General features: G+C 59.3%; 11 protein-coding genes. 3 read left to right on the plus strand and 8 right to left on the minus strand.

All coding sequences use genetic code 11. From position 1 onward, the window contains the following. Positions 1-16: 16 nt before the first annotated feature. On the minus strand, positions 17-367 hold the full coding sequence (locus GTU76_RS05640; protein WP_180698223.1) for a MerR family transcriptional regulator: 351 nt from the start codon (positions 365-367) through the stop codon (positions 17-19). 83 nt (positions 368-450) lie between these two features. Here GTU76_RS05640 and GTU76_RS05645 point away from each other — a divergent pair, with 83 nt between their 5' ends. Beyond that, entirely contained in the window at positions 451-930 is a 480-nt protein-coding gene (locus GTU76_RS05645; protein WP_180698224.1) for a hypothetical protein, read from the plus strand. Here the strand turns inward: GTU76_RS05645 and GTU76_RS05650 are convergent. The 7 genes from GTU76_RS05650 to GTU76_RS05680 all read right to left on the minus strand — a co-directional run bounded on the left by GTU76_RS05650 (position 919) and on the right by GTU76_RS05680 (position 8,830). Further along, on the minus strand, positions 919-1,845 hold the full coding sequence (locus tag GTU76_RS05650; RefSeq protein ID WP_175553082.1) for an ABC transporter permease: 927 nt from the start codon (positions 1,843-1,845) through the stop codon (positions 919-921). The two genes, GTU76_RS05645 and GTU76_RS05650, sit on opposite strands and share 12 nt — an antisense overlap. Further along, complete coding sequence (locus GTU76_RS05655; protein WP_180698225.1) at positions 1,845-2,951, minus strand: ABC transporter permease; 1,107 nt, start codon at positions 2,949-2,951, stop codon at positions 1,845-1,847. The genes GTU76_RS05650 and GTU76_RS05655 overlap by 1 nt, the downstream gene beginning before the upstream one ends. 13 nt (positions 2,952-2,964) lie before the next feature. Then, positions 2,965-4,512, minus strand: coding sequence for an ABC transporter ATP-binding protein (locus GTU76_RS05660; protein ID WP_180698226.1), 1,548 nt, complete (start codon positions 4,510-4,512; stop codon positions 2,965-2,967). A 559-nt stretch (positions 4,513-5,071) separates the two neighbouring features. Next, positions 5,072-5,653, minus strand: a complete 582-nt coding sequence (locus tag GTU76_RS05665; RefSeq protein ID WP_016987358.1) for an IMPACT family protein — start codon at positions 5,651-5,653, stop codon at positions 5,072-5,074. 7 nt (positions 5,654-5,660) lie between these two features. Next, a complete protein-coding gene (locus GTU76_RS05670; RefSeq protein ID WP_016987357.1) occupies positions 5,661-6,311 on the minus strand; it encodes a TetR/AcrR family transcriptional regulator in 651 nt (216 codons plus the stop codon). An 88-nt stretch (positions 6,312-6,399) separates the two neighbouring features. Continuing rightward, positions 6,400-7,788 (minus strand): uracil-xanthine permease family protein, encoded by a 1,389-nt coding sequence (locus GTU76_RS05675; protein WP_016987356.1) that lies wholly within the window; start codon positions 7,786-7,788, stop codon positions 6,400-6,402. A 121-nt stretch (positions 7,789-7,909) separates the two neighbouring features. Then, positions 7,910-8,830, minus strand: a complete 921-nt coding sequence (locus GTU76_RS05680; protein WP_064387741.1) for a LysR family transcriptional regulator — start codon at positions 8,828-8,830, stop codon at positions 7,910-7,912. A gap of 138 nt (positions 8,831-8,968) precedes the next feature. Here GTU76_RS05680 and aptA point away from each other — a divergent pair, with 138 nt between their 5' ends. Together aptA and GTU76_RS05690 are read left to right on the plus strand one after the other, a co-directional pair. Continuing rightward, positions 8,969-10,318: an omega-aminotransferase AptA gene (aptA, locus tag GTU76_RS05685; protein WP_016987354.1), complete on the plus strand. Its 1,350-nt coding sequence runs from the start codon at positions 8,969-8,971 to the stop codon at positions 10,316-10,318. Between the two features lie 76 nt (positions 10,319-10,394). After that, positions 10,395-11,888, plus strand: a complete 1,494-nt coding sequence (locus GTU76_RS05690; RefSeq protein ID WP_038360740.1) for a CoA-acylating methylmalonate-semialdehyde dehydrogenase — start codon at positions 10,395-10,397, stop codon at positions 11,886-11,888. The last annotated feature ends 325 nt before the right edge of the window (positions 11,889-12,213 follow it).

The raw sequence follows: 12,213 nt of genomic DNA on the forward strand, positions 1-12,213 counted from the left end.
CCTTGATGAATGAGGATCATGGATTCAATGGACAGGCCTGACGGAGCCGAAGTTGCAACTCCTGCCGCAGAACGTCGAGTTCGCGCATGCGGGTTTCGATCAATTGCAGTTTGTCGCGCAGCAACTGCGCCACAGCGTTGTCCGGATCGGGCGCGTTCCACAACGCCGCGACACTGTCACCGATCTCGCCGAGGGTAAATCCCAGACGCTGCGCCGTTTTGATATAGAGCACCAGTTGCACCATCTCCGGTGGATAGTCGCGGTAACCATTGGCACTGCGCTGCGCCGAAATCAACCCGCGCTGCTCGTAGAAACGCAGGGTGTCACGGCTGACGGCGCTGGCCAGGGCTAATTCACCGATGCGCATGGCGACTCTCAAAAGGGCTATTGACCCTGGAGCATACTCCAGGCTTTACCGTGCTTGCTCCCTGAATTTCTGGAGCATGAATGATGTGGACTTCAACGCAGTATCGCCACGTGGTGCGCGGCAGTGCCTGGTATGACCTGATCGTCACGGCAGCGTTTGCCACTCCGTGGAGTTTTGCGCTTGTGCACGGGTTGTTGAGCGCACTGAATTTGCCCGGCGAGCTGCCGGTGTTTCAGCCTGTGCATATGTTGATGGCGAATCTGCTGGGATCGGTGGTGTGTGTTTGGGCGGTGCTGCGGATTCGTGATCCGCAGGCGCTTTATGGAAGGTATGACGCGGTGGCCAGATTTTTGTTTGCGGGGTGGCAAGCGTATGCGCTTGCCCATGGTGCGAGTTCGATTCTGATTGTTTTCCTGGTCTTCGAACTGGCGTGGGGCATTGCTCAGGTGTTGCCTGTGCGGACGCCTTCGCGAGCAAGCTCGCTCCCACAGGGGAATGAGGTCAACTGTGGGAGTGAGCCTGCTCGCGATAGGGGCATTGAAATCACTACATCAATGCCCTGACTGCCAAGGCTGCCCCAGCGAAACCGGTGCATACAACCGCGTCCGCAACGCATCCCGCGACAACAACACCAACACCACAATCGTCGCCACATACGGCAGCATCGCCAGCAAACTCGACGGAATCGCCAGCCCCAACCCTTGCGCCACCAAATGCAGGATGCTGGCGAGGCCAAACAGATATGCGCCAAGCAACAACCGCCACACCCGCCAACTGGCAAACACCACCAGCGCCAGCGCGATCCAGCCGCGCCCGGCGGTCATGTTTTCCGCCCACATCGGCGTGTACGCCAGCGACAGATACGCCCCGGCCAACCCGGCCATCGCCCCGCCAAACAGCACCGCCAAGGTACGCACGGTCAACACCGGCAGCCCCATCGCACTGGCCGCATCCGGATTCTCGCCAACCGCCTGAATGATCAACCCGACACGACTTTTGATGATCACCCACGCCACCAGCGCAAACAGCGCGAACGACAGATACACCAGCAGATCCTGGGCAAACAGCATCCGCCCGATCAGCGGAATTTCACTCAGCCAAGGAATCGCCAACGGCTCAAAACCGGCCAGCGGTTTACCCACCCAGGCCGCGCCGACAAAGGTTGACAGCCCGACACCAAAAATCGTCAGGGCCAAACCGGTCGCCACCTGGTTGGCGTTGAACACCAGCGCCACCACCGCAAACAGCGACGACAGCAACATTCCGGCAAGCATCGCCAACAACACGCCCAGCCACAGGTTGCCGCTGTTCAGCGCGACGATAAAACCGATCACCGCGCCAAACAGCATCATCCCTTCCTGCCCAAGATTGAGCACGCCGCTCTTCTCGCAGATCAGCTCTCCCAACGCCACCAGCAACAACGGCGTGCCGCAACGCACCATGGCGTAGAAAATATTGCTCAACAGATCGATATCCATCACAGCGCTCCGGCGGTTACGGCGGTGGTCGAGGTGCGCTTCACCCAGCGCAGATTCAGGCGTGGTCGATAGAGAATCAGCACGTCACAGGCGAGCAGGAAAAACAGCATCATTCCCTGAAACAACTGGGTGATCGCCTGCGGCAGATTCAGGCTCATTTGCGCACTCTCGCCGCCGATGTACAGCAGCGCCATCAGCAGACTCGAAAACAAAATCCCGATCGGATTCAGGCGCCCGAGAAACGCCACGGTAATTGCCGCGTAGCCATAACCCGGCGACACCTGCGGCACCAATTGCCCAATCGGTCCGGTGACTTCGCAGACACCCGCAAGCCCCGCCAAACCGCCGCTGATCAACAGCGCCAGCCAGATCAAACGCTTCTCGCGAAAGCCGACAAACCCCGCCGCACGCTTGTCCAGCCCGAGCACTTTGATCTGGAAACCGACAAAGCTTTTCTGCAACAACACCCACACCGCGACCAGTGCGAGCAGGGCGAAATACACCCCGGCGTGCACGCGGCCATCCTCCATCAACAGCGGCAAACGGCTGGCGTCACCGAACATCGCCGACTCCGGAAAGTTGAATCCGGCCGGATCCTTCAGCGGCCCGTGCACGCAGAACAGCAGCAGGTTCAGGGCGATGTAATTGAGCATGATGCTGGTGAGAATTTCGTTGGCGTTGAAGCGTGTGCGCAACCACGCCGTCAGCCCGGCCCATGCGGCGCCGGCGAGGGTGCCGGTGAGCAGAATCAACACCAGCGCCCAACGGCTTTGCAGGTCGATGATGTTCACCGCCAACGCACTGCCGGCCAGCGCGCCGAGAAGCAATTGCCCCTCAGCGCCGATGTTCCAGATCCGCGCCTGATAGGCCACTGCCAAGCCCAGTGCGCAGAGCAGAATCGGTAGCGCTTTGACCAGCAATTCGGAGACGCCATACAAGTCGCTGACCGGCGCGATCAGCAGCGTGTGCAAGGTTTGCAGCGGGTCGTGACCGAGGGCGATAAACAGCAGCGAGCCGCAACCGAGCGTCAGCGCCGCCGCCAATAACGGCGAGCACCACAGCATCAGGCGCGATTGCTGGCCACGGGGTTCGAGGGAAAGCAGCATGAGTAAAACTCCGTTAAACCGTGGCGGCTGAAGGTGAATGATCGAACTGGCCGGCCATCCAGCCACCGACGTCGCTGAGTTGGGTATCGCCCGTGTTGTGCAGCGCCGACAAACGGCCACCGCACAACGCGCCGAGGCGGTCGCTGATCTGGAACAGTTCGTCGAGGTCTTCGGAAATCACCAGAATCGCTGCGCCCGCATCGCGTAACGCAATCAACGCACGGTGAATGGTCGCCGCGGCGCCGACGTCGACGCCCCATGTCGGGTGCGCAGCGATCAGCAGTTTCGGTTGCTGGAGGATTTCCCGGCCGAGGATGAATTTCTGCAGGTTGCCGCCGGACAGGCTGCGCGCAGCGGTTTGCGTGTTCGGGGTTTTCACGCCGAAGCGCTGAATGATTTGCTGGGCGAGGGCTTCGACTTTGCCGCGCTCGATCAAACCGTGGCTGACCAAGCCTTGCTGGAACGCGGTGAGCAGAGCGTTATCGGCCAGACTCAATTCCGGCACCGCACCATGGCCGAGACGCTCTGCCGGCACGAACGCCAGGCCGAGTTTGCGACGCGCATCCGGGCGCAGATCGGCGACGTGTTGCTCAGCGAATCGAATGGTCGCGGCTTCCGCCCCAGGCAGGGTTTGTTCGCCGCTGAGCAGGGCCAGCAACTCATCCTGACCATTACCGGCAACCCCGGCGATACCGACGATCTCACCGCTGCGTACCTGCACATCAATGTCAGTCAGCGAACAGCCGAACGGATCGGGGTTGTGCCAGCTCAAGCCCTTCACCTGCAAAAACGCCGCGCCGCCGCTGACTTTCGGATAGTCACCAATCAACGCCGCCGCTTCGCCAACCATCAATTGCGCCAATTGCTGATCGGAACATTCGGCCGGCACGCAATGCCCGGCCACGCGCCCGCCGCGCAGAACCGTCGCGCTGTGACACAGCGCGCGTACTTCGCCGAGTTTGTGGCTGATAAACAGAATGCTGCAGCCCTCGGCGGCGAGGCGGCGCAGGGTGACGAACAACTCATCTGCCTCCTGCGGGGTCAGCACTGAAGTTGGCTCATCGAGGATCAGCAGACGAATGTCCTGCATCAGGCAGCGAATGATTTCCACCCGTTGCCGCTCGCCGATCGACAGGCTGTGGACAAGTCGCTCCGGTTCCAGCGCCATGCCATAGCGGCGCGACACTTCGCGAATCTTCGGTTCCAGTTGTTTCGGTGTGCCGGCCGCAGCACCCATCGCCAGCGCAATGTTCTGCGCCACGCTGAGGGTTTCGAACAGGGAGAAATGCTGGAACACCATGCCGATGCCCAACTGCCGCGCCTGTGCCGGATTGCGGATGATGACCCGCTGGCCTTGCCAGAACATCTCGCCCGAATCAGCCTGGGTGACGCCGTAGATAATCTTCATCAGGGTACTTTTGCCCGCACCGTTTTCACCGAGCAGGGCGTGGATTTCGCCGGGGGCGATGGTCAGGTCGATGGCATCGTTGGCCAGACAACCGGGATAACGTTTGCTGATCTGGCGCAGTTGCAGGCGCGGGGTTGCAGGAGCAATGGACATGACAGGCTCGACTTGCTTGGAGTTGTGCCTGTGGATAAAGCAATTTCCTGGCCATTGAGTCAGGAACGCGAGCGGGCCGCATGTGCGAGTGCCTGAGGCAGAGCATTGCCTTCAAAATGAGCTGGGCTAACGGCACCAATTCAGAGCAAAGCCGTTGACCGGGCTCCAGTTTTGCTCGCTGGCAACTGATCAAAAAACGAGCAAACCCCTGTGGACTAGGCAGGACCTGCGACTGCGCCAGCCATGAACGGGTTATCCACAGGTTGCTCCACAGTTATTGTGCGCAAGCTGAAAACCCGGGCATAAGCACTGCGGTGCTTTCTTCTAATGGTGATAAACCGAGCTAACTGACTGTTCCTGTTAGAAAAAATCGTTTCGTCGGGGGAATTGAACGAAAAGTGAACAAACCGCGCAAAGCCACGTGACAGAAGGGTTACAGCAGAATGTACTCAGGTTATCCACAGCCGGGTGCACAGCAGATGTGGGCAAGTCCGTGGAATAAGGAAAATCGGGTCCGCCCCAAAAGATCGCAGCCTTCGGACGATCTTTCAATCTTGCTTCACCGCTGCAACAAAATCCGCCCACGACTTAAATCCGCCAATTGGCTTTGCAACAGCTCGATCTGCGCCTCACCCACCGCCAACTTCAACTCAACCCCGTTTGCCGTGAAGTTTTCTTCAACAACCAACCCACCCAGATCCGCGACCCGCAACTTCACCAGCGCCAACTCGGCAAACCCGCAAGCGCAACTTAACGGCACCCGGCTGATCAATTCGATTTTGGCTGCCGTTTGCAAACACTTGTTCGCACCACCGCCATAGGCCCGGGCCAAACCGCCGGTACCGAGTTGAATGCCGCCGTACCAACGAATCACCAGCACCGCGACCTGATCGCAATCCTGCGCTTCAATCGCCGCCAGAATCGGTCGCCCGGCCGTGCCGCCCGGTTCGCCATCGTCGTTACTGCGGTATTGATCGCCGAGTTTCCACGCCCAGCAATTGTGCGAGGCGTTGAAATCGCTGTGCTGTTCAAAAAACGCCTGCGCCTCGGCAGGGCTGCCGATCGGCATGGCGAAGGTGATAAAGCGGCTTTTGCGAATCTCTTCGCGGTATTCGCAAAAACCGCTGAGGGTGAAAGGCATAAGCGTCTTATAGAGGAGGAGTGAGGCCGCAGCCTTTGAGAATGATGCGGATCAGGTTGTTGCCGGCGTCTTCCATGTCCTGCTTGGTCAGCTTGCTGCGACCGCTGACGCGACAGATCTGCGTGGCGAAGTCAGCGTAGTGCTGGGTGCTGCCCCACAACAGGAAGATCAGGTGCACCGGATCCACCGGGTCCATTTTGCCGGCATCGATCCACGCCTGAAACACCGCCGCGCGGCCAGTGAACCAGGCGCGGTAATCCTGATTGAAATATTCGGTCAGGCATTCGCCGCCGCTGATCACTTCCATCGCAAAGATCCGCGAGGCCTGTGGCTGACGACGGGAGAATTCCATCTTGGCGCGAATGTAACGGGTCAGCGCTTCGGCCGGATCGTCCTCGGCCGTGAGTGTGTTGAAGGTGCTGTCCCACAGCTCGATGATGTTGCTCAGCACCGCCACGTACAAACCGAGTTTGTTGGTGAAGTAGTAATGCAGGTTCGCCTTGGGCAACCCGGCATTCTGCGCGATGGTGTTCATGCTGGTGCCTTTGTAACCGTGACGGGCGAACTCGTCTTCGGCGGCTTTGAGGATGGTCTCTTCGTTCTTCTGACGAATGCGGCTGGCGGGCTTGCCGCCATGGGCTGGGACTTCAAAGGTCATAGGCACTTCCGGGTTTGTCTGTGGGTGCAACCAGTTGCGTTGATAGCGCACCCACAGGCATCCGACAAGTCCTTGCGCAATAAAACCGTTACGCCTGTTCGATCTTGTTCAGCGAAGCAGGTGCTTCAGCGGCCTCTGGTTTCGACTCCGGCAGCAGCAGGCAAAGGATGATCGCGGTCAGACCACCGCTGGTGATCGCCGAGTCAAACAGGTTCTGCACCAGTTTTGGCAGCAGGTGCAGCAGGTTCGGTTGCGCGGCAATGCCCAGACCGACGCCGAATGACGTGGCGATGATCAACATGCTGCGCCGATCCAGCGGCGACTGCGCGAGGATGCGCACGCCGGCAGCGGCCACCGCGCCGAACATCACCAGGGTCGCGCCGCCGAGCACCGGTTTCGGAATCTGTTGCAGCACCGCGCCGATCATTGGAAACATACCCAGACAAAACAGGATCGCGCCGATGTACAAACCGACGTAGCGGCTGGCGACGCCGGTCAACTGGATCACGCCGTTGTTCTGCGCGAAGGTGGTGTTGGGGAAAGCGCTGAAGGTCGCGGCGATCATGCAGCTCACGCCGTCACCGAGTACGCCACCGCGCAGGCGGCTTATATAAGAAGCGCCGCTGATCGGTTGGCGAGCGAGCATGCAGTTGGCGGTGAGGTCGCCGACGGTTTCGATGGTGCTGATCAGATAAATCAGCGCGACCGGCAGGAAAGCCGTCCAGTCGAAGCTGAAGCCAAACTTGAACGGTGTAGGAAAACTCACCAGTGGCAAGTCAGGCAACGGCTGCGGCACCAGTTTCCCACTGAACCACGCGGCCAGACTGCCGAGCAGCAAACCGATAATGATTGCCGACAAGCGCACCCATGGCGTGTTCGAGCGGTTGAGCAGAATGATCGTCAGCAGCACGAACACGCCAAGCGCCAGATTGCCCGGCGCACCGAAGTCAGGCGCATTGAAGCCGCCGCCGAGATCAGTGATGCCGACCTTGATCAGGCTGATGCCGATCAGAGTGATAACGATCCCTGTCACCAGCGGCGTGACGACTCTGCGCAATTGACCGATGAAACGGCTGAGAACGATCTGCACCAGCGCGCCGAAAAAGCACACACCGAAGATCATCGCCAGAATGTCTTCCGGGCTGCCGCCACGTTGCTTGACCAGAAACCCCGCCGACAGCACCGCACCAAGAAAAGCAAAACTGGTGCCTTGCAGACAGATCATACCCGCGCCAATGCCGAATGGTCGCCGCGCCTGAATAAAGGTGCCGACACCCGAAACCATCAAGGCCATGCTGATCAGGTACGGCAAATGCGCGGTCAGCCCGAGGGCCGAGCCGATCACCAATGGCGGGGTGATGATGCCGACGAAACTGGCGAGCACGTGTTGCAGTGCCGCGAGTGTCGCGGCGAGTGGTTTGGGGCGGTCGTTGAGGCCGTAGATCAGGTCGCTGGACGGTGCGGAATCTGGCTGCATGGCTTAGGGCTTCTTGTTGAAGGATCGGGGTTGATCCTGCATTGCAAAAAGCTGTCCACTTGCTCAGGTTATTTGCCGAATTTGTCGCCAAGGCCCAATACTGGCGGGCATCAGAGGATTTTCAGCGCGTCGCCGCCAGACTCTCCAAAAAGCTTTCCAGCACCAAATGAGGGCGCCGGCCCTTGCGCGTGACCGATGCCAGGCTCAGGTCGTAAAAACGCGTTTGCGATTTCAGCGCACGCAAACGACCTTGCTGCACCCAAAGGCTGGCGTAATGATCCGGCAGATAACCAATGTATCGCCCGGTCAAAATCAGAAACGCCATACCCTCACGGTCAGAAGCACTGGCCGTGCAATTAAGCGCCTGGTAATGCGCCTGAATATCCGCCGGCAGACGAAAGGTCGGGGCAATCGCGTCCTGACTGTTTAGACGTTCGTCATCCAGTTGCTTGTCATCGACATAAAACAGCGGATGCCCCACCGCGCAATAAAGCAGCGAACGCTCGCTGTACAACGGCTGATATTCCAGTCCCGACAACGCACTGGCCTGCGGCACCACGCCAACATGCAGTCGCCCGTCGAGCACGCCTTGTTCAACTTCATTCGGCGCAATCATGCGGATCTGAATCTGCACATCCGGTCCGCGCTCCTTCAACTGAGCGAGGGCGTGGGTGATGCGCATGTGGGGCAGGGTGACGAGGTTGTCGGTCAGGCCGATGATCAGCTCACCACGCAAATGCTGGTGCAGGCCGTTGACCTCAGTGCGAAAACTTTCCAGCGCACTTAATAGTTGCAGCGCCGATTGATACACCTCACGGCCTTCTTCGGTCAGCGAAAACCCCGCACGACCACGCTGGCATAGACGCAAACCGAGGCGCTGCTCCAGATCACTCATCTGCTGGCTGATCGCCGAGCGACCGATGCCGAGCACGGTTTCCGCCGCCGAGAAGCCGCCGCACTCCACCACGCTGCGAAAAATCCGCAGCAGGCGAATATCAAAGTCACTGACCTGGGCCAGCGGATCGGGGCGGCGACTGCTCATCTTATTGTTCTCATTGTTTAGCAAAGTTCTAACTGAAGGTTAGAAGAGTTGAATTTCACCGACTTTATCCGCGTGGCAATTTAGCTGCAACAACGCTTTTTATCTCCCTGACGCTTATGCCCTGCGAGGTTTTGCCCGATGAACATGCCTGAAAACGCGCCGTCGCCACTGGCCAGCCAACTGAAGCTGGACGCGCACTGGATGCCGTACACCGCCAACCGCAATTTCCAGCGCGATCCGCGTTTGATCGTTGGCGCCGAAGGCAGCTGGCTGATCGACGACAAGGGCCGCCGGGTATACGACTCGCTATCTGGCCTGTGGACCTGTGGCGCCGGCCACACCCGCAAGGAAATTCAGGAAGCGGTCTCCAAGCAGTTGGGCACCCTCGATTACTCGCCGGGTTTCCAGTACGGCCATCCGCTGTCGTTCCAGCTGGCCGAGAAAATCACCGAGCTGACCCCGGGAAATCTGAACCATGTGTTCTTCACCGACTCCGGTTCCGAGTGCGCTGACACTGCGGTGAAAATGGTCCGTGCCTACTGGCGCCTGAAAGGCCAGTCGACCAAGACCAAAATGATCGGCCGTGCCCGTGGTTACCACGGCGTGAACATCGCCGGCACCAGCCTGGGCGGCGTCAATGGCAACCGCAAACTGTTCGGTCAGGCGATGATGGACGTCGATCACCTGCCGCACACGTTGCTGGCGAGCAATGCGTTCTCCCGTGGCATGCCGGAGCAGGGCGGTATCGCTTTGGCCGATGAGCTGCTGAAGCTGATCGAATTGCACGACGCTTCGAACATCGCCGCGGTATTCGTTGAGCCTATGGCCGGTTCCGCTGGCGTACTGGTGCCGCCGCAGGGTTACCTGAAACGTCTGCGCGAAATTTGCGATCAGCACAGCATTCTGTTGGTGTTCGACGAAGTGATCACCGGTTTCGGCCGTACCGGCAACATGTTCGGTGCCGACACCTTTGGCGTTACTCCGGACCTGATGTGCATCGCCAAGCAAGTCACCAACGGCGCGATCCCGATGGGCGCGGTGATTGCCAGCTCCGAGATCTACCAGACCTTCATGAATCAGCCGACCCCGGAGTACGCCGTGGAATTTCCGCACGGCTACACCTACTCGGCGCACCCGGTGGCTTGCGCCGCTGGCCTGGCGGCACTCGATCTGCTGCAAAAAGAAAACCTGGTGCAGAGCGTCGCGGAAGTCGCGCCGCATTTCGAAAACGCGCTGCATGGCTTGAAAGGTGCGAAGAACGTTATCGACATCCGTAACTTCGGCCTGGCCGGTGCCATTCAGATTGCCCCGCGTGACGGCGACGCCATCGTGCGTCCTTTCGAAGCGGGCATGGCCCTGTGGAAAGCCGGGTTCTACGTGCGCTTTGGCGGCGACACCCTGCAGTTCGGCCCAACCTTCAACAGCAAGCCGCAAGACCTCGATCGTCTGTTCGACGCGGTCGGCGAAGTGCTGAACAAGCTCGACTGATTTTTCCCTCTATATATAAGTACAAACAGCCGGCGCCCTTCGCGGGCGTCTGCGGACAAGCATTCAGGAGTTTTCGATGAGCGTTATCCCGCATTTGATCAATGGCGAACTGGTGACCGAGAACGGTCGCGCGGTTGATGTGTTCAACCCGTCTACCGGTCAGGCTATCCACAAGCTGCCACTGGCCAGCCAGGCCACCATCCAGAAAGCCATCGATGCCGCCAAGGCTGCGTTCCCGGCCTGGCGCAACACGCCACCGGCCAAACGCGCCCAGGTGATGTTCCGCTTCAAGCAACTGCTCGAGCAGAACGAAGCGCGCATCTCGCAATTGATCAGCGAAGAACACGGCAAGACCCTGGAAGACGCTGCCGGTGAATTGAAGCGCGGTATCGAGAACGTCGAGTTTGCCTGCGCAGCGCCAGAAATCCTCAAGGGCGAGTACAGCCGCAACGTTGGCCCGAACATCGACGCATGGTCGGACTTTCAGCCGCTGGGCATCGTTGCCGGGATCACCCCGTTCAACTTCCCGGCCATGGTGCCGCTGTGGATGTACCCACTGGCGATCGTCTGCGGCAACTGCTTCATCCTCAAGCCGTCCGAGCGTGATCCAAGCTCGACACTGCTGATCGCTCAGCTGCTGCTCGAAGCCGGTTTGCCGAAAGGTGTGATGAGCGTGGTGCACGGTGACAAGACTGCGGTGGATGCGCTCATCGAAGCGCCGGAAGTCAAAGCGCTGAGTTTTGTCGGTTCGACGCCGATTGCTGAATACATCTATGCCGAAGGTACCAAGCGCGGCAAGCGCGTTCAGGCACTGGGCGGCGCGAAGAACCACGCGGTGCTGATGCCTGATGCCGATCTGGACAACGCGGTCAGCGCACTGATGGGCGCGGCGTACGGTTCCTGTGGCGAGCGTTGCATGGCGATTTCGGTTGCCGTTTGTGTAGGCGATCAAGTGGCCGATGCGCTGGTGGCCAAACTGGTTCCACAGATCCAGGCGCTGAAAATCGGTGCCGGCACTTCGTGCGGTCTGGACATGGGGCCGCTGGTCACCGGTCAGGCGCGCGACAAAGTCAGTGGTTACGTTGATGACGGCGTGGCGGCGGGCGCGACCCTGGTAGTCGACGGTCGTGGTTTCAGCGTGGCCGGTCACGAAGAAGGCTTCTTCCTCGGTGGCTGCCTGTTCGACAACGTCACCCCTGAGATGCGCATCTATAAAGAAGAGATCTTCGGACCGGTCCTGTGCATCGTTCGCGTGAATAGCCTGGAAGAGGCGATGCAACTGATCAATGATCATGAATACGGCAACGGCACCTGCATCTTCACCCGTGACGGTGAAGCGGCGCGTCTGTTCTGTGACGAGATCGAAGTCGGCATGGTTGGCGTCAACGTGCCGCTGCCGGTGCCGGTGGCTTACCACAGCTTCGGCGGTTGGAAGCGTTCGCTGTTTGGTGACCTGCATGCATATGGTCCGGATGGTGTGCGCTTCTATACCCGTCGCAAGGCGATCACTCAGCGCTGGCCACAGCGTGCTAGCCATGAGGCTTCACAGTTCGCCTTCCCTAGCCTGTAAGTAGAAGGGCGATGCAACGAAGGCCGACCCCTCTGGGTCGGCCTTCGTGTTTTCGGGGTTTTTTGACCGATGTGACAGAATTATGAAAATAGGTGTTGACGGCAGATTTCAGATGTCTATAATTCGCCCCACTTCCGGCGCAGTCGAAACGGAAAACTCCTTGAGATTCAATGAGTTATGTAAGTTTCGGCAGCAGGTAGCTTCAGGTCATCGAAGCCAAAAGGAAGTTGAAAAAGAGGTGTTGACAGCAGCGTGTAACGCTGTAGAATTCGCCTCCCGCTGACGAGAGATCGGAAGCGCAAGTGGTTGAAGTTGTTGAAGAATT

It is taken from the genome of Pseudomonas crudilactis, from assembly GCF_013433315.1.
GTDB classification, from domain to species: Bacteria; Pseudomonadota; Gammaproteobacteria; order Pseudomonadales; family Pseudomonadaceae; genus Aquipseudomonas; species Aquipseudomonas crudilactis.

Excerpts from the sequence above, each read along its gene's own strand:
- GTU76_RS05680 (WP_064387741.1), bottom strand. The coding sequence starts at position 8,830 with ATGAGCAGTCGCCGCCCCGATCCGCTGGCCCAGGTCAGTGACTTTGAT.
- GTU76_RS05675 (WP_016987356.1), bottom strand. The coding sequence starts at position 7,788 with ATGCAGCCAGATTCCGCACCGTCCAGCGACCTGATCTACGGCCTCAAC.
- GTU76_RS05660 (WP_180698226.1), bottom strand. The coding sequence starts at position 4,512 with ATGTCCATTGCTCCTGCAACCCCGCGCCTGCAACTGCGCCAGATCAGC.
- GTU76_RS05670 (WP_016987357.1), bottom strand. The coding sequence starts at position 6,311 with ATGACCTTTGAAGTCCCAGCCCATGGCGGCAAGCCCGCCAGCCGCATT.
- GTU76_RS05655 (WP_180698225.1), bottom strand. The coding sequence starts at position 2,951 with ATGCTGCTTTCCCTCGAACCCCGTGGCCAGCAATCGCGCCTGATGCTG.
- GTU76_RS05690 (WP_038360740.1), top strand. The coding sequence starts at position 10,395 with ATGAGCGTTATCCCGCATTTGATCAATGGCGAACTGGTGACCGAGAAC.
- GTU76_RS05665 (WP_016987358.1), bottom strand. The coding sequence starts at position 5,653 with ATGCCTTTCACCCTCAGCGGTTTTTGCGAATACCGCGAAGAGATTCGC.
- GTU76_RS05640 (WP_180698223.1), bottom strand. The coding sequence starts at position 367 with ATGCGCATCGGTGAATTAGCCCTGGCCAGCGCCGTCAGCCGTGACACC.
- aptA (WP_016987354.1), top strand. The coding sequence starts at position 8,969 with ATGAACATGCCTGAAAACGCGCCGTCGCCACTGGCCAGCCAACTGAAG.
- GTU76_RS05645 (WP_180698224.1), top strand. The coding sequence starts at position 451 with ATGTGGACTTCAACGCAGTATCGCCACGTGGTGCGCGGCAGTGCCTGG.
- GTU76_RS05650 (WP_175553082.1), bottom strand. The coding sequence starts at position 1,845 with ATGGATATCGATCTGTTGAGCAATATTTTCTACGCCATGGTGCGTTGC.